This is a genomic window from Crossiella cryophila, from assembly GCF_014204915.1.
GTDB classification, from domain to species: domain Bacteria; phylum Actinomycetota; class Actinomycetes; order Mycobacteriales; family Pseudonocardiaceae; genus Crossiella; species Crossiella cryophila.
In genome coordinates this window covers 626,065-642,226 of sequence record NZ_JACHMH010000001.1, presented here as the reverse complement: position 1 = coordinate 642,226, position 16,162 = coordinate 626,065, and the positions used below count along the sequence as shown (strand labels likewise).

Annotated in this window: 18 protein-coding genes; 17 read left to right on the top strand and 1 reads right to left on the bottom strand. The window is 71.0% G+C overall.

Annotated elements, in window-relative coordinates; translation table 11 throughout:
• The first annotated feature begins 120 nt into the window (after positions 1-120).
• The 17 genes from HNR67_RS03025 (at position 121) to HNR67_RS02945 (ending at position 15,041) form a co-directional block, all read left to right on the top strand.
• Entirely contained in the window at positions 121-858 is a 738-nt protein-coding gene (locus HNR67_RS03025) for a redox-sensing transcriptional repressor Rex (RefSeq protein ID WP_312989503.1), read from the top strand.
• On the top strand, positions 855-2,228 hold the full coding sequence (locus HNR67_RS03020; protein WP_185000603.1) for a glutamyl-tRNA reductase: 1,374 nt from the start codon (positions 855-857) through the stop codon (positions 2,226-2,228). Before HNR67_RS03025 ends, HNR67_RS03020 begins: the two co-directional genes overlap by 4 nt.
• The gene (gene hemC / locus HNR67_RS03015) at positions 2,225-3,181 is read left to right on the top strand and encodes a hydroxymethylbilane synthase (protein ID WP_185000602.1); all 957 of its coding nucleotides are present in this window, start codon (positions 2,225-2,227) and stop codon (positions 3,179-3,181) included. Before HNR67_RS03020 ends, hemC begins: the two co-directional genes overlap by 4 nt.
• On the top strand, positions 3,181-4,710 hold the full coding sequence (locus HNR67_RS03010; RefSeq protein WP_185000601.1) for a bifunctional uroporphyrinogen-III C-methyltransferase/uroporphyrinogen-III synthase: 1,530 nt from the start codon (positions 3,181-3,183) through the stop codon (positions 4,708-4,710). The genes hemC and HNR67_RS03010 overlap by 1 nt, the downstream gene beginning before the upstream one ends.
• A gap of 314 nt (positions 4,711-5,024) precedes the next feature.
• Positions 5,025-6,002 (top strand): porphobilinogen synthase, encoded by a 978-nt coding sequence (gene hemB, locus HNR67_RS03005; RefSeq protein ID WP_185000600.1) that lies wholly within the window; start codon positions 5,025-5,027, stop codon positions 6,000-6,002.
• Complete coding sequence (locus HNR67_RS03000; RefSeq protein ID WP_185000599.1) at positions 5,999-6,508, top strand: hypothetical protein; 510 nt, start codon at positions 5,999-6,001, stop codon at positions 6,506-6,508. Before hemB ends, HNR67_RS03000 begins: the two co-directional genes overlap by 4 nt.
• Before the next feature lie 39 nt (positions 6,509-6,547).
• A complete protein-coding gene (locus HNR67_RS02995) occupies positions 6,548-7,261 on the top strand; it encodes a hypothetical protein (protein WP_185000598.1) in 714 nt (237 codons plus the stop codon).
• Positions 7,261-7,686, top strand: coding sequence for a hypothetical protein (locus tag HNR67_RS02990; RefSeq protein ID WP_185000597.1), 426 nt, complete (start codon positions 7,261-7,263; stop codon positions 7,684-7,686). Before HNR67_RS02995 ends, HNR67_RS02990 begins: the two co-directional genes overlap by 1 nt.
• On the top strand, positions 7,683-8,138 hold the full coding sequence (locus HNR67_RS02985; protein WP_312986300.1) for a hypothetical protein: 456 nt from the start codon (positions 7,683-7,685) through the stop codon (positions 8,136-8,138). The genes HNR67_RS02990 and HNR67_RS02985 overlap by 4 nt, the downstream gene beginning before the upstream one ends.
• A 13-nt stretch (positions 8,139-8,151) precedes the next feature.
• Positions 8,152-8,478, top strand: coding sequence for a hypothetical protein (locus tag HNR67_RS02980; RefSeq protein ID WP_185000596.1), 327 nt, complete (start codon positions 8,152-8,154; stop codon positions 8,476-8,478).
• A gap of 189 nt (positions 8,479-8,667) precedes the next feature.
• On the top strand, positions 8,668-9,783 hold the full coding sequence (locus HNR67_RS02975) for an efflux RND transporter periplasmic adaptor subunit (protein ID WP_185000595.1): 1,116 nt from the start codon (positions 8,668-8,670) through the stop codon (positions 9,781-9,783).
• Positions 9,784-9,800: 17 nt separating this feature from the next.
• Positions 9,801-10,517 carry an ABC transporter ATP-binding protein gene (locus HNR67_RS02970; protein WP_185010068.1) on the top strand — a complete coding sequence of 239 codons (717 nt, stop codon included), beginning with the start codon at positions 9,801-9,803 and terminating at the stop codon, positions 10,515-10,517.
• On the top strand, positions 10,514-11,716 hold the full coding sequence (locus tag HNR67_RS02965) for an ABC transporter permease (protein WP_185000594.1): 1,203 nt from the start codon (positions 10,514-10,516) through the stop codon (positions 11,714-11,716). The genes HNR67_RS02970 and HNR67_RS02965 overlap by 4 nt, the downstream gene beginning before the upstream one ends.
• Before the next feature lie 94 nt (positions 11,717-11,810).
• The gene (locus tag HNR67_RS02960; protein ID WP_185000593.1) at positions 11,811-12,269 is read left to right on the top strand and encodes a hypothetical protein; all 459 of its coding nucleotides are present in this window, start codon (positions 11,811-11,813) and stop codon (positions 12,267-12,269) included.
• Between the two features lie 230 nt (positions 12,270-12,499).
• Positions 12,500-13,837 (top strand): glutamate-1-semialdehyde 2,1-aminomutase, encoded by a 1,338-nt coding sequence (gene hemL / locus HNR67_RS02955; RefSeq protein ID WP_185000592.1) that lies wholly within the window; start codon positions 12,500-12,502, stop codon positions 13,835-13,837.
• Positions 13,834-14,463, top strand: a complete 630-nt coding sequence (locus HNR67_RS02950) for a histidine phosphatase family protein (protein ID WP_185000591.1) — start codon at positions 13,834-13,836, stop codon at positions 14,461-14,463. The genes hemL and HNR67_RS02950 overlap by 4 nt, the downstream gene beginning before the upstream one ends.
• Entirely contained in the window at positions 14,460-15,041 is a 582-nt protein-coding gene (locus HNR67_RS02945; RefSeq protein WP_185000590.1) for a TlpA disulfide reductase family protein, read from the top strand. The genes HNR67_RS02950 and HNR67_RS02945 overlap by 4 nt, the downstream gene beginning before the upstream one ends.
• On the opposite strand, the gene HNR67_RS02940 is transcribed toward HNR67_RS02945, so the two are convergent.
• A complete protein-coding gene (locus HNR67_RS02940; protein ID WP_185000589.1) occupies positions 15,042-16,058 on the bottom strand; it encodes a M64 family metallopeptidase in 1,017 nt (338 codons plus the stop codon).
• Positions 16,059-16,162 lie beyond the last annotated feature (104 nt).

Sequence of the window (16,162 nt, the reverse complement as noted above, 5' to 3'; positions counted from 1 at the left end):
TGTCGGTGACCTCAGTGTGTTCGGTGAGGGAGTTAACGCGTGACGGCGCAGCGGAACGAGGGGCGAACGGCCCCGGCCGGCAGCTCCGAGACGGTCGCTCAGGACTCGCTCGCCCCCGAGGTGCCCAGCGCCCGTGAACGCGCCAGGGCCATCCCGGAGGCGGCCGTCGCCCGGCTCGCGGTCTACCTGCGCGTGCTCTCCACCATGGCCGAACAGGGTGTGACCACCATCTCCAGCGAGGAGCTGGCCGCGGCGGCCGGGGTCAACTCGGCCAAGCTGCGCAAGGACCTCTCCTACATCGGCTCCTACGGCACCCGCGGCGTCGGCTACGACGTGGAGGTGCTGGTCGACCAGATCGAGCGCATCCTCGGCCTGACCCGCAAGCACAGCGTCGCGGTGGTCGGCATCGGCAACCTGGGCCACGCGCTGGCCAACTACGGCGGGTTCCCCGGCCGGGGGTTCCCGGTGGCCGCCCTTTTCGACGTCGACCCCGACCTGATGGGCGTCCCGGTGGGCGGCATCCCGGTCGAGCACGTTGACGACATCCCGACCGTCTGCGCCGAGCGCGAGGTGACCATCGGGGTCATCGCCACGCCGCCGGCCGCGGCCCAGCTCGTCTGTGATCGTTTGGTCTCCGCCGGTGTGCAATGCATCCTGAACTTCGCACCGGTCGTGCTCCAGGTCCCTGACGACATCGAGGTGCGCAAGGTCGACTTGGCGGTGGAGATGCAGATCCTGTCCTTCCACGTGGCCCGTCGCGCCGATGAGGCGACGGAGCACGAGGCGTCCGCCGACGCCGCCACCAGGGCCAACGGGGCCCGGGTCGCAGCCGCCGACCAGGTGGGGGTGCGCCGGTGAGCCTGCTCGTGGTCGGCCTGTCGCATCGCACCGCGCCGGTGTCGCTGCTGGAGCGCGCCGTGGTCAGCGGTGACGACATCACCAAGCTGCTCGCCGAGCTGCTGGAGTGCCCGAACGTCTCCGAGGCCGTGCTGGTCTCCACCTGCAACCGGGTCGAGGTCTACACCGTGGTGGAGACCTTCCACGGCGGCCTGGCCGACATCTCCGGGGTGCTCTCCCGCCAGTCCGGCGTTGACGTGCCCACCCTGTGCAACCACCTCTACGTGCACTACGCCGCCGGCGCGGTGGACCACCTGTTCCGGGCCGCGTCCGGCCTGGACTCGATGGTCGTCGGCGAGGCCCAGATCCTCGGCCAGCTGCGCGCGGCCTACACCACCGCCTGCGAGGCGGGCACGGTCGGCCGCACCCTGCACGAGCTGATCCAGCACGGCCTGCGGGTCGGAAAGCGCGTGCACACCGAGACCGGCATCGACCACGCCGGACCCTCGGTGGTGACCGAGGCGCTCGCCGACGCCGAGCGGGTGCTCGGTGGCCTCACCGGCCGCCGCGCGCTGGTCATCGGCGCCGGTTCGATGGGCGGCCTGGCCGCCGCCCAGCTCCGCAGGGCGGGCATCGGCCGGATCGCGGTGGCCAACCGCACCGCGGCCAACGGCGAACGGCTGGCCACCGCGCTGGCCGCCGACGGCACCCCCGCGGTGGCCATCGGACTGGAGTCGCTGCTGGCCGAGCTGGCACTGGCCGATGTCGTGGTGGCCTGTACCGGGGCGTCCAGTCCCGTGCTGGACGCCGAGACCGTGCGCGCCGCGCGCACCGGGCCGGGCGCCCTGGTGGTGTGCGACCTCGGTCTGCCGCGCGATGTCGAGGCCGCGGTCGCCGACCTGCCCGGCGTGCACGTGGTCGACCTGGAGACCATGCAGCAGCGGCTGCGCGAGGCCCCCAGCGGCCTGGACACCCGGCGGGCCGGTGAGCTGGTCGCCGAAGAGGTGCAGGCGTACCTGGCCGCGCAGCGCTCGGCCGAGGTGACCCCGACGGTGACCGCGCTGCGCCGCCGTGCCGCCGAGGTGGTCGACAGCGAACTGCTGCGCCTGGACTCCCGGCTCCCCGAACTCGACTCCGCCGTCCGGGACGAGCTGTCCCGCACCGTGCGCCGGGTCGTCGACAAGCTGCTGCACATGCCGACCGTGCGGGTCAAGCAACTGGCCGCCGCGCCGGGTGGATCGAGCTACGCGGACGCGCTCCGCGAACTCTTCGCCCTGGACCCGCAATCCGCCGCCGCCGTGAGCGCTACGCCTGCAACGCCTGCAACGGAAGCAGAGAGTGTGACCAACCACCACATTGCAATGTCCACAGTGGACGGTGAGGCCCGGTGAAGCGGACCTTGCGCATCGGCACGCGGGGCAGCGCCCTCGCCCTCGCCCAGACCGGCACTGTCGCGCAGGCTCTGGAGCAGGCAGGCGCAACCGTGGAGATAGTCACCGTGTCCACCCCCGGTGACCGCTCCTCCGCGCCCATCCCGGAGATCGGCATCGGCGTGTTCACCTCGGCCCTGCGCGACGCGCTGGCCGCCGGCGAGATCGACGTCGCCGTGCACTCCTACAAGGACCTGCCCACCGCGCCCGACCCCCGGCTGTCGCTGGCCGCGGTGCCCCGGCGCGAGGACCCCAGGGACGCGCTGTGCGCCAGGGACGGGCTCACGCTGGGCGAACTGCCCGCTGGCGCGGTCATCGGCACCGGTTCGCCTCGGCGGACCGCGCAGCTCAACGCGCTGGGCCTGGGCTGGGAGATCAAGCCGATCCGCGGCAACGTGGACACCCGGCTGAAGAAGGTCGTCGACGGCGAGCTGGACGCGGTGGTGCTGGCCAGGGCCGGGCTCGCCCGGCTCGGCAGGCTGGACGCGATCACCGAATCGCTCGACCCGTTGCAGATGTTGCCAGCGCCCGCACAGGGCGCCCTCGCGGTGGAATGCCGCGTTGCCGACGTGGACACCGAGCACCTGCTCCGGGCCACGTTGGACGATCAGGCCAGCCGCGCCGCGGTCACCGCGGAGCGAGCGATGCTCGCTGCTCTGGAAGCGGGCTGTAGCGCGCCGATCGGCGCGCTGGCCGATGTGGTGGAGGACCTCGACGCGGACGGTCGCGTGGTGGAACGGCTGTCCCTGCGTGGGGTGGCCGCGACGCCGCAGAACGATTTGCTGCGCGCATCCGCCATCGGAGAGATGACCGCAGCAGAGCAGCTCGGCAAGGCATTGGCCGCTGAGCTGCTCGACCTTGGCGCCGCCGCGCTCAGCGGCCCCAGGGGAGTGAACGAGATGGGGAGTGCCTGATGACCCGCGCACGCAAGACCCCCGGACGGATCGCCTTCGTCGGCTCCGGTCCCGGTGACCTGGGCCTGCTCACCGTCCGGGCACAGCAGTTGCTCACCACCGCCGAGCTGGTGGTGACCGACCCCGACGTGCCTGCCGAAGTGCTGGCGCTGGCCCCCGAGGGCATCGAGGTCCGCCCGGCCGTCGGCGACCCGGCCGATGTCGCCAAGGACCTGGCCACCGAGGCCCGCAACGGCCGTTCGGTGATCCGCCTGGTCGCGGGTGACCCGCTGACCGCCGACGCGGTGGTGGCCGAGGCCCAGGCCGTGGCCAGGACCAACGTCGCCTTCGACGTCATCCCCGGTGTCGCCGCCGGTACCGCGGTGCCCGCCTACGCGGGTGTCGCGCTCGGCGCGGTGCACACCGAGGCCGACGTCCGCGGCAGCGTGGACTGGGCCGCACTGGCGGGCGCCCCCGGCACCCTGGTGCTGCACGCCTCGGCCAGCCACCTCGCCGAGGCGGCCTCCTCGCTGGTGGAGTACGGCCTGGCGCCGCAGACCCCGGCCGCGGTCACCACCGAGGGCACCAGCTGCGCCCAGCGCACCATCGACTCCACGCTGGCCGGACTGGCCGCCGACGCCGGTGACCTCACCGGTCCGCTGGTGGTCACCGTCGGCAGCTCGGTCGGCAACCGGAACAAGCTCTCCTGGTGGGAGTCCCGCGCCCTCTACGGCTGGCGGGTGCTGGTGCCGCGCACCAAGGAGCAGGCTGGCGAGATGAGCGACCGGCTGCGCGCGCACGGCGCCATCCCGGTCGAGGTGCCCACCATCTCGGTGGAGCCGCCGCGCAGCCCCGCGCAGATGGAGCGCGCGGTCAAGGGCCTGGTCGACGGCCGCTACCAGTGGGTGATCTTCACCTCCACCAACGCGGTGCGCGCGGTGTGGGAGAAGTTCGAGGAGTTCGGCCTGGACGCCCGCGCGTTCTCCGGCGTCAAGATCGCCTGCATCGGCGAGGCGACCGCGGAGAAGGTGCGCTCCTTCGGCATCACCCCGGAACTGGTGCCCTCCGGCGACCAGTCCAGCGAGGGCCTGCTCGCCGACTTCCCGCCGCACGACGACATCTTCGACCCGGTGGACCGGATCCTGTTGCCGCGCGCGGACATCGCCACCGAGACGCTGGCCGCCGGCCTGCGCGAGCGGGGCTGGGAGCCCGACGACGTGACCGCGTACCGCACGGTGCGCGCCGCGCCGCCGCCCGCGGACACCCGCGAGATGATCAAGACCGGCGGGTTCGACGCGGTGTGCTTCACCTCGTCCTCCACCGTGCGGAACCTGGTCGGCATCGCGGGCAAGCCGCACACCCGCACCATCGTGGCCTGCATCGGCCCGCAGACCGCGGAGACCGCGATCGAGTTCGGCCTGCGGGTGGACGTGCAGCCCGAGGTCGCCCAGGTCCCCGCCCTGGTCGACGCGCTGGCCGACCACGCGGCCCGGCTGCGCGCCGAGGGCGCGCTGCCGCCGCCCCGCAAGACCAAGCGTGCGCGGCGCTGAGCTGTCACATTGGCGCGCTCCGCGCGCGGGTGTTTTCGCTCTAAGTCGCACGTTCGTGACCTCGACACACACGAAGCAAGCTTCGGAGTGTCGAGGTCACGAACGCACAACGCGAAAACACAACCGCACTGAGGGCGAAGGGCTCGCCGTGTCGCTGGCGCGCCACGCCTTTTCGCAACAAGTCGGCTCTGGCCAGGACCTCTCGCAACTCGTGGCGTGGTGGTTGTGGCACCGGCAGCCTTCTCGTGAATCGTTGGTGCGGGGCGCGTAGCGTGTGTTCTGTACCTTGGCCACGTTCCCAGGGAGTACCGGCAGTGTTCCCGTCCCACCGTCCCCGCCGCCTGCGCACCACCCCGGCGTTGCGCCGCCTGGTCGCCGAGACCACCGTGCGCCCGCAGCACCTGGTGCTGCCCATGTTCGTCAAGGAGGGTGCGACCGAACCGGTCGCGATCAGCTCCATGCCCGGCGTGTACCAGCACACCATGGACTCGCTGCGCAAAGCAGCGGTGGAGGCCGTGCAGGCCGGCGTCGGCGGCATCATGCTCTTCGGCGTGCCCGCGACCAGGGACGCCACCGGCTCCGGTTCGGTGGACCCGGACGGCATCCTCAACGCCGCGCTGCGCGAGCTGCGCGCCGAACTCGGCGACTCAACCGTGCTGATGTCGGACTGCTGCCTTGACGAGTTCACCGACCACGGCCACTGCGGGGTGCTCGCCCCGGACGGCTCGGTGGACAACGACGCCACCCTGACCGTCTACGGCGAGATGGCCATCGCCCAGGCCAAGGCCGGGGCGCACCTGGTCGGGCCCAGCGGCATGATGGACGGCCAGGTCGGCTTCATCCGGGAGGCCCTCGATGGCGCCGGGCTCACCGACACCGGCATCCTGGCCTACACCGTCAAGTACGCCTCGGCGCTCTACGGCCCGTTCCGCGAGGCGGTGGAGTCCCAGCTGGTCGGCGACCGCAAGACCTACCAGCAGGACCCGGCCAACCTGCGCGAGTCCCTGCGCGAACTGGCCCTTGACCTGGCCGAGGGCGCCGACCTGGTCATGGTCAAGCCCGCGCTGCCCTACCTGGACGTGCTCAGTGAGATCGCCAAGAACAGCGACGTGCCGGTCGCGGCCTACCAGATCTCCGGTGAGTACGCGATGGTCGAGGCGGCCGCGGCCAACGGCTGGATCGACCGGGACCGCACCGTGCTGGAGATGCTCACCTCGATCCGGCGGGCCGGCGCGGACATCGTGCTGACCTACTGGGCCACCGAGGCCGCGCAGTGGCTGGACCGCGGATGACCGAGGTGCTCATCCCGCCCCGCCAGCTGCTGCTGTCCCGGCGGCTGTGGATCGCCAGTTGCGTGGCCGGGCTGGTCGCGGTGATCTTCCGGCTCGCCGACCGGCGCGGGCTCAACGACATGCTCGGCCAGCTCGCCCCGCAGCTCACCCTCGGTCAGGTCGACGGCGCGGTGAACCTCGCGGTGGTCATGACGGTGGCCCTGCGGCTCGGCGTCATCGCGCTGTTCTGGTGGCTGTCCACCCGGACCGTGCAGGGCGTGGAATGGGCCCGCGTGGTGCTCACCGTGCTCGGCGGGATGAGCGTGGGCCTCGGTCTGCTCGGGGTGCTCGGACTGGTCGCGGGATCCGCCGCGACGGTGGTCGCGCAGCTCGGGATCATCCAGGTCACGCTGTCCGTGGTGGTCTTCGGACTGGACGTGGCCGCGCTGGCGATGATGTTCCACCCGAACTCCAGGGCCTACTTCATCGGCGTGCGCAGGACCCGACCAGGTAACACACCGGCATAGCCGTTGGACAGGGTCGGTGGTCGGCCCTAGCGTGAGCGCGTGAGCAACCCGTACGACCCCAGCCAGGGTCAACCGCAGTACCCCCAGCAGCCGGGGTACCCGTCCACTCCGCAGGGCTTCCCGCAGCAGCAGCCGGGCTACGGCCAGCAGCCGCAGCCCGGTTACGGCCAGCCACAGTACGGCCAGCAGCCCGGTGGCCAGTACCTGCCGCCCGGCATGCCCGGCGGTGGCGGCCCGGTGGCCAAGCCGCAGCAGGTCGAACTGGCCTTCTGGGCCTGGATCGCCGGCGCCGTGTTCAGCGTGATCGGCTCGATCCTCGGTTTCGTCGGCGCCCGCCAGCAGATCGCCTCGATCGTGGAGAACCAGCGCGCGGCAAACCCCGACCTGCCGCCGGAACTCCAGCAGCGGATCCAGCAGACCGCGGAGTCCATCGGCGGCGCGACCCTGGTCGCCACGCTCATCTTCGGCATCGTCATGGCCGGCCTGTTCGTGATGTTCACGCTGTTCATGCGCAAGGGCCGGAACTGGGCGCGGGTCGTGCTCACCGTGCTCGGCGGGCTCGGCATCGTGAGCATGCTGATCAGCATCGCCGGCATCGGCTTCCTGGCCAGCCTGCCCGCCGACGGTCCGATCCAGGCGGCCGGGCTGACCTCGATCGGCACCTACCTCGGCTTCGTGCCGCCGGTGTGCGCGATCGTGGGCATCATCTTCATGTTCCACCGCAACGCCAACTACTACTTCAAGCAGAGCTGATGGCGGCTGGGATCCCGCACCCGGCCTCGATCAGGGTCGCGGTGGGCCTCTGGCTGGCCACCGCGACCTTCGGCGTGCTGAACACGATCTTCTACTGGACCCAGTACGACACCGTGCGGGACGCGCTGATCCGGGAGAAGGTGGCGGAGGCGGAGAAGATCGCCACCACCCTGCTCACCTTCCACAGCACCACGATGGTGTTCTTCGGCGTGCTCTACGTGGCCTTCGGGCTGCTGCTGCGGCAGGGCCGGAGCTGGGCGCGGCTGGCGCTGACCATCGCCGCCGTGCTGCACCTGATCTTCACCTTGCGACAGGGCCTGACCGCGGAGGGACTGCTGGTCGCGGTCCTGCTCGCCGGGGCGTTGCTCACCTCCTGGTGGCGGACCAGCACCGACTGGCTGCTGGCGGTGAAGACCGCGCGGTGATCCAGCCCGACGAACCGGCCCCGGTCCTCTTCGCCGAGCCAGGCTCCAGCTACTGGCCGGTGCTCTGGGGACCGGGGTTCGCCGCGGTCGCGCTGGGGGTGGAACTGCTCACCGGCGGCCGGGTGAACTGGCCGGTCTGGCTGCTCGTCGGCGGCGGCTTCGCGGTCGCCGCACTGGTCTGGACCCAGGCCAGGCGGCGGCTGTGCTCGGTCTCGCTGACCCCGTACCACCTGCGTTGCGGCCGCGAGGTGCTCGCGGTCGAGCAGGTGGCCGAGGTCGGCGAGGTGGGCGTGCCCGCGGGCGCGCGGGTGCTCGGCGGCGGGTGGAGCGCGCCAAAGGGCTGCCACGAACTGCCGGTGCGACTGGCCGACGGCTCGGTGCTGCTGGCCTGGGCCAGGGACGCCGAGGCACTGCGTGACGCACTGCGACGGCGGTTGGACGCGCGGTCGTGAGAAGCTGTCCGGCGTGAGTTCTCCCGAGATCACGAGCCAGCCGCAGGCCGCGCCCGTCCAGCCCCGGCTGCACCAGCCCTGGCGGGCGCTGATCGTGCTGGGGGAACTCCTGCTCGCGGTGCTGCTGGTGCTCGGCGCGCTGTGGGCCTGGCAGCGCGGCCTGGTGCACATGACCCTGCCCAACGCCAAGCCCGGCGGCCCGCCGTATGAGCTGACCAGGTACGTCGGCCCCTGGCTCGGCCTGTCCGCGCTGCTGGGCATGTTCGCCGTGCTGGCCGTGCTGGACTCGATCCGGCAGCTCATGCTGGCCCTGCGCGCCGGTGGCAGGCGCCGCGCCTGAGCACGCGATTTCCGCCGGTTTGTAATAGCCACGTCACAGAAGGCGGGAATCAGGGTATTCCCCTGATCCGGCTATGAACTGTGTGGATAGGGTGGCGAAATGTCACCACGTCCACGACGCCGTAGGTGGATCATTGTCGGCGTCGTCGCTCTCGTCGTAGTTGCCGGTGGCGGATACCTGGGGTACCGCATGCTGTCGCCGACCTCGGCCGCCGAGCGCGGTCCGTCCGGTCCGCCGACGGCCACCGTCAGCCGGGGTTCGGTCGTCGACAGTGTGTCGGCGGCGGCAAGTCTGCGCGCGTCCCGGTCGGCCAACGTCGACTTCGGCACCAGCGCGATCGTGAACAAGGTCTTCGTCAAGCTCGGCGACAAGGTCAGCAAGAACCAGAAGCTGGCCACCGTGGACGACCGGCAGGCCAAGGCGCAGCTGGACGCGGCCAAGGCGCAGCTGGAGTCGGCCAAGGCCGCGGTGGCCGCGGCCAAGGAGGCCAAGCAGCCGACCACCGGGCCCAACGCCCAGGTCAAGCAGGCCGAGCTGCAGGTGGAGACGGCGCAGGACGCCGTGCGCTCCACCACCATCTACGCCCCCTTCGCCGGCACGGTCACCGCGATGAACGGCGCGGTCGGCCAGCGCTCCGGCGGTGGCGGCACCTCAGCGGGCAACACCGGCGGCGGCTCGGGTGCGGGCTCTGGCGGCCAGGGCGGGTCCGGCGGCGGTGGCCGCGGCGGCCCCAGCGGCATCCCGGACGTCCCTTCGGTGCCCAACCAGAGTTCCTCCGGCAGCGGCTTCCTGACCGTCACCGACCTCAACGGCTACCAGATCGCGGCCACCTTCTCCGAGATCGACATCGTCAAGGTCAAGGTCGGCCAGAACGCCCAGGTCGCGGTGAACGCGTTGGGCGGCAAGAAGTTCCCGGCCAAGGTGGTGCAGGTCGACCTGATGCCGGCCAGCTCCTCCGGGGTGGTCCAGTACGGCGTGCTGCTGGAACTGGACGAGACCTCGCCCGAACTCAAGCCGGGTCAGTCGGCCAACGTGGTGGTCACCACCGCCAAGGCGGACTCGGTGCTGCAGGTGCCCTCCGGCGCGGTGCAGACCGTGGACGGCAAGAGCACGGTCACCGTGATGGAGAGCGGCCAGCCCAAGCCGACCCCGGTGCAGCTGGGCGTGCGCAGCGACCACATCATCGAGATCACCTCCGGTCTGCGCGAGGGCGATGTGGTGCTGCTTGGCGACTCCGGTGGCCCCGGCCGCTTCCCCGAGGGTGGGTTCCCCGGCAAGTCCGCGCCGGTGCGGGTGGGCCGGTGAGCCAGCCCGCGCCCGGGATCCGCCCGGTCATCGAGCTGCGCGGGGTGCGCAAGACCTACGGCAAGGGCGAGGCCACCGTGCACGCGCTGGCCGGGGTCGACCTCATCGTGCCGACCGGTGACTACGTGGCGATCATGGGCGCCTCCGGCTCCGGCAAGTCCACCCTGCTCAACATCGTGGGCTGCCTGGACCCGGCCACCGAGGGCGAGTACTTCCTCGACGGCGTGAACGTGGCCGAGCAGCGGCCCAAGCAGCTGGCCAGGGTGCGCAACCACAAGATCGGGTTCGTGTTCCAGTCGTTCAACCTGATCCCCCGGTTCAACGCACTGTCCAATGTGGAGCTGCCGATGAGTTACGCGGGGCTGCGCAAGGGCGAACGCCGCCGCAGGGCGCTGTCCGCGCTGGCCACGGTCGGCCTGGCGGACCGGGTCAAGCACCTGCCGACCGAACTGTCCGGCGGCCAGCAGCAGCGGGTGGCCATCGCCCGCGCGCTGGTCACCGAACCGGCGCTGCTGCTCGCCGACGAGCCCACCGGCAACCTGGACTCCAAGAGCACCGCCGAGGTGCTGGCGATCCTGGACAACCTCAACGCGGCCGGACGGACGATCGTGATCATCACGCACGAGCGCGATGTGGCCGAGCACGCCCGCCGGGTGCTGCACATGGTGGACGGGAAGATCGTGCACGAGGAACACAACAACTCCGCCCGGCACGCGGTGGGGGTGGCCCGATGAGAATGGGCGAGGTCCTCTTCTCCGCGGTGCGCGGCCTGCTGGCCAACAAGCTCCGCTCCATCCTGACCACCCTGGGCATCCTCATCGGGGTGGCCTCGGTGATCGTGATCGTGGCGGTCGGCCAGGGCGCCTCCAACATGATCATGAACAGCATCAACAGCCTGGGCGCGCACACCCTGAGCGTCTACCAGCGCTACTCCGAGGCCGGCCCCGGCCGCCCGCTGACCCTGGACGACGCCGAGGCGCTGGCCGCGCCGGAGCTGGCCGACCGGATCAAGGCCGTGGTGCCGGGGGTGTGGACCTCGGGTTCGGTCAACGACGGGGTGCGCACCAAGGACCAGGCCCAGGTGCTGGGCACGCACCCGGACTACTTCCAGCTCAACAACGCCCTGCTGGCCAAGGGCACCTACTTCAGCAAGGCCGACGTCACCGAGTCCCGCAAGGTCATCGTGATGGGCGGCAAGCTGGCCAAGGAACTGTTCAACGGCGCCGATCCGGTCAACCGCCAGGTGATCATCAGCGGCATGCAGTTCGTGGTGGTCGGCGTGCTGGAGGAGGCCGGTGAGGGTGGCCGCGGCCGCTCCACCGACGAGATGCTGGCCATGCCGCTGTCCACCCTGCAGAACACGCTGACCGGGCCGCAGCAGCCGCTGAGCCAGTTCATGGTGCAGGCGCAGTCGGTGGAGAAGATGGACGCGGCCAGGGCCGCGATCAACCAGGTGCTGCGGGCCAAGCACCGGATCGACGCGGACAAGCCCCCGGACTTCGAGGTGAGCGACCCGCGTGAGCTGACCCGCAGCAGCAGGCAGATCGACACGGTGCTGACCTACCTGATCCTGGCCATCGGCGGCATCGCGCTGCTCATCGGCGGGGTCGGCATCACCAACATCATGCTGGTCACGGTCACCGAGCGGACCCGCGAGATCGGCATCCGCAAGGCCATCGGCGCCACCAGGGGCGCCATCATGGGCCAGTTCCTGGCCGAGGCGACCATGCTGAGCATGTTCGGCGGATTCCTGGGCGTGGTGGTCGGCGTCATCGCCGGGCAGTTCAGTATTCGTGGCCTGCAATTGACCGTGGTACCGGGCTCGGTATTGCTGGCATTCGGGGTTTCGGCATTGATCGGCCTGTTCTTCGGTGCGCTTCCGGCCAACCGGGCCAGCAAATTGCACCCGATCCAGGCTTTGCGCCACGAGTGACATTCCGTGACCCCGGGCCCCGGTAGTCACCCACAGTAGTGGAGTGATTACCGGGGCCTGGCGTTCATGAAAGCCACCTGCGACCATGGCGGACATGGCCGGAGCATTCGAGTGGCATCCCCCGGAGGTCCGGGAGAAGAACGGCTGGGTCTCGAAGTACGCCGAGCGCTCCCAGCTGCGCCGCGACCTGTCGGAGCCCCTGCCGCCGACCCCGCCCGACCTCCGGTTCCACACCTACCCGACCACGATCAGCGACACCCTCGCCCTGCTGCCGCCCGGCCTCGCGTCCAAGTTCCGTCAGGAGATGCTCGAGGTCCCATTCCACCGGCTGGCGGATCTCGCCGCTGAATGGGGAGAAACCGCGGTAATCCTGCATGACACCTCGACCCAGGAAATCCTGGAAGCGATCGAGGACGGCGACGACGACACCGTCGCGTCAAGGATGAATCCCGCGCCGGAATGGTTTGAAGAGGGCGTCACGCCCGAAGACAGGGGGCAATGGTCATGGCTGGCTACCGAGTCGAGTACGAAGAACGAGCCCGGAAAACCCTAGAGATGCTGAGTGCCCCGCGTCGTGAGCAGATCCGGGGTGCCATCTCGGTGTGGGCGCGGAATCCGCCGCCGTCCGGGAACCACACCAAACACCGGATCGATGTTCCGGGTGGGAACGCGTTCGCCAGGGTGGAGCACCGGACCGAATCGGTCCACGTCATCGTGATCATGGCGGTCGAGTGCTGACAGCCCCCACGACACCACCCGACCGGGGGTTGCGACACTGGACCGGTGACGTCGACGCCAGTGAGCAAACGCAGTGACGAAGCCTCCGTCGCCACCTCCCGCGCGCTATTCGACCGGGCGGCCAAGGCCACGCCGGGCGGGGTGAACTCGCCGGTCCGGGCCTTCCAGTCGGTGGGCGGCACGCCGCGGTTCATGGTGTCGGGCCAGGGCGCCTATCTCACCGACGCTGACGGCTTCGAGTACGTCGATCTGGTGTCCTCCTGGGGGCCGATGATCCTCGGGCACGCGCATCCCGCGGTGGTCGAGGCCGTGCGCACCGCCGCGACCAGCGGGTTGTCCTTCGGGACGCCGACCGAGGGCGAGATCGAGCTGGCCGAGGAGATCATCTCCCGGGTGGCGCCGGTGCAGCAGGTGCGGCTGGTCAACTCCGGCACCGAGGCCACCATGAGCGCGATCCGGCTGGCCCGCGGGTTCACCGGGCGGCGCAAGGTGGTCAAGTTCGCCGGGTGCTACCACGGGCACGTGGACGCGCTGCTGGCCGAGGCCGGGTCCGGGGTGGCCACGCTGGGCCTGCCCACCACGCCGGGTGTCACCGGGGCCACCGCCGAGGACACCCTGGTGCTGCCCTACAACGACTTCGACGCGGTGCGGACCGTGTTCGAGACGCACGGCGCGGACATCGCCTGTGTGATCACCGAGGCGGCCGCCGGCAACATGGGCGCGATCGCGCCGGAGCCGGGCTTCAACGCCCTGCTGAAGGAGCTGTGCACGGCCAACGGCGCACTGCTGGTGATGGACGAGGTGATGACCGGGTTCCGGGTCTCCTCGGCGGGCTGGTTCGGCGTGGAGGGGGTCGCGGGCGACCTCTACACCTTCGGCAAGGTCATGTCCGGCGGGCTGCCCGCGGCGGCCTTCGGCGGGCGCGCGGACGTGATGGCCAAGCTGGCCCCGGCCGGGCCGGTCTACCAGGCGGGCACGCTCTCCGGTAACCCGGTCGCGGTCGCCGCGGGCCTGGCCACCCTGCGCAACGCCACCGCCGAGGTCTACACCGCGCTGGACACCAACGCGCGCAAGCTCGGCTCGCTGCTGGGCGACGCGCTCACCGCCGAGGGTGTCGCGCACCGGGTGCAGTACGCGGGCAACCTGGTCAGCGTGTTCTTCACCGAGGACCCGGTCCGCGACTACGCGGGCGCCAAGGCGGCCCAGACCTGGCGGTTCGCCCCGTTCTTCCACGAGCTGCTGGCTCGTGGCGTGTACGCCCCGCCCAGCGCCTTCGAGGCGTGGTTCGTCTCCGCGGCACTGGATGACGCGGCCTTCGAGCGGATCACCGAGGCCCTGCCGCACGCAGCGGCGGCCGCGGCGGCAGCCAAGGAGAACTCGTGACGCGCACCGTGGTCCACCTGCTCCGGCACGGCGAGGTCTACAACCCCAACGGCATCCTCTACGGCCGCCTGCCGGGGTTCCGGCTCTCCGGCGCCGGGCAGCAGCAGGCCAAGCTGGTCGCCGAGCACCTCAACGAGCGGGACATCACGCACGTGGTCGCCTCGCCGCTGGAGCGCGCGCAGCAGACCGCCCGGCCGCTGGCCGACTCGCACCAGCTCGAGGTCGCGGTGGACGACCGGCTGATCGAGTCCGGCAACAAGTTCGAGGGCCTCAAGGTCTCCGTCGGCGACGGCGCGCTGCGCTCACCGCGGCACTGGCCCAAGCTGTACAACCCGTTCCGCCCGTCCTGGGGCGAGGCATACCTGCACATCGCGCACCGGATGCTCGGCGCGGTGCACCGGGCCAGGGTGGCCGCGGCAGGCCACGAGGCGGTCTGCGTGTCCCACCAGCTGCCGATCTGGACCGTGCGCCGGTTCCTGGAGGGGCGCCGGATGTGGCACGACCCGCGCCGCCGCCAGTGCTCGCTGGCCTCGCTGACCAGCCTGGTCTTCCAGGACGAGGAACTGGTCCGGATCGTCTACAGCGAACCGGTCGGCCGCACCGACCCGAGGGTGACCGGGGCATGAGGCGGCTGCTCCCGGCCGTGCTCGTGGCGGCCCTGGCGCTCACCGGATGCGCCACCGGCACCGACGCGGTGGTGGCGGGCGGCGGCGAGTTCCAGTTCGTCGCCCCCGGCGGTCAGTCCCGGATCCGGTACGCGCCCGAACAGCGGCAGAAGGTGCCCGAGATCAGCGGGGACAGCCTGCTGGAGCAGGGCAAGACGCTCAAGGTCGCCGACTTCGGCGGCAAGGTCGTGGTGCTCAACCTGTGGGGCAGCTGGTGCTCGCCCTGCCGGGACGAGGTGGACGACCTGGAGCGGGTCTACGAGCAGACCAAGGACTCCGGCGTGCAGTTCCTCGGCATCGACGTGCGCGATGAGATCCGCAGCGCCCCGGCCGACTTCGTGCGCGACCACAAGCAGACCTACCCGTCGATCTACGACCCGCCGGGCCGGTCGCTGCTGGGCCTGCGCGGCTACCCGCGCAACGCGGTGCCCTCCACCCTGGTGCTGGACCGCCAGCACCGGGTGGCCGCGGTGTTCCTGAGCAAGCTCACCGACAGCGAGCTGCTGCCGGTGGTCCAAGAGATCGCCGCGGAGAAATAGCTAGCTTGGCAGCAGTCGCAGCTGCCGGAGCAGGGCCAGCGGGTCCACCGGCGGCTGCGACTTGGCCAGGATGGCGTCGGTCATCGCCTTGCGCCCGATCAGGTTGAACTCCCGGCCGAGGGTGCGCATGATCGAGTCCTGGCTGGGCCGGAAGATGCCGCGTTCCTGGTAGCGCCCGCCCTCGATCACCCCGATCACGCCGCCGTCCGGGGTCGGCTGGCCGATCAGCGCGTGCCACTTCACCCGCTGCTCGCGCATCTGCGCCTCGGTCAGCACGGAGGCGTTCGGCTCGGCCAGCTCCGGGCCCGCGTAGGGGTCGCCGGGGGAGAAGTACTCATCGGCCAGCCCGCCCATGGAGTGGCCCAGCTCGTGGATGGCGATCTGCCCGGCCTGCGGGTTGCCGCCGGCCGCGGTGGCCACCGGACCGCCCGCGCCGCCGTACTTGGCGGTGTTGCCCAGCGCGATCACCTGGTCGGCCTGCGGGGCGAGCGCGGCGTACTGCTGGGCCGCACCCTCGTTCACGCACAGCAGCCGCTCGGTGCTGCTGCGGCCCTGGCACCAGAAGCCCATGTCCAGCGCGGTCTCCCTGAGCACGCCCTGGGCCGGGTCGTGGTCAACGCCGGAGTCGGTGGACACCACGTCCACCCGCCACACGTTGAGGTGCCCGGTCAGCGACTTGAACGGCTCCACCTGGGCCAGCTCGGCCCACTTCTCCCGCACGTGCTGCTCGTAGGCGGGTAAGTCGGCCATGGTGTAGCCGTCGCCGACGAAGACCAGGTCGAAGCGCTGGTCGGAGGGTCCGGTGTTATGCACGATGCCGATCTGGGCCAGGATCTCGTCGGCCACCTCGGGCTGGTTCGGCGCGACCGGCACCCGGACCTTGCTGATGGTGCCGTCCGGCGAGAAGACCTCGCGTAGCTCGAACCGCTGGGGCGCGGCGGCCACCGGCTGGGTCAGCGAGAGCAGGAGGGCGGCACTGGAAAGCGCGCCGGCGAGTGCGGCGAGAGGGCGAAGCACGGGTAGACGCTAGGTGCCCTGGGCCGCCGGAACCAGACTCCGTTCGTCCCAACTGGACAGTGTGTCAAGGGTCATGACCCAACCCGGGGAAAACAGCAGCTGCG

Bases quoted from the DNA above. Each gene is read 5' to 3' on its own strand.
- HNR67_RS02965 (WP_185000594.1), top strand. From the start codon at position 10,514: ATGAGAATGGGCGAGGTCCTCTTCTCCGCGGTGCGCGGCCTGCTGGCC.
- HNR67_RS02945 (WP_185000590.1), top strand. From the start codon at position 14,460: ATGAGGCGGCTGCTCCCGGCCGTGCTCGTGGCGGCCCTGGCGCTCACC.
- HNR67_RS02975 (WP_185000595.1), top strand. From the start codon at position 8,668: ATGCTGTCGCCGACCTCGGCCGCCGAGCGCGGTCCGTCCGGTCCGCCG.
- HNR67_RS03010 (WP_185000601.1), top strand. From the start codon at position 3,181: ATGACCCGCGCACGCAAGACCCCCGGACGGATCGCCTTCGTCGGCTCC.
- HNR67_RS03000 (WP_185000599.1), top strand. From the start codon at position 5,999: ATGACCGAGGTGCTCATCCCGCCCCGCCAGCTGCTGCTGTCCCGGCGG.
- HNR67_RS02960 (WP_185000593.1), top strand. From the start codon at position 11,811: ATGGCCGGAGCATTCGAGTGGCATCCCCCGGAGGTCCGGGAGAAGAAC.
- HNR67_RS02990 (WP_185000597.1), top strand. From the start codon at position 7,261: ATGGCGGCTGGGATCCCGCACCCGGCCTCGATCAGGGTCGCGGTGGGC.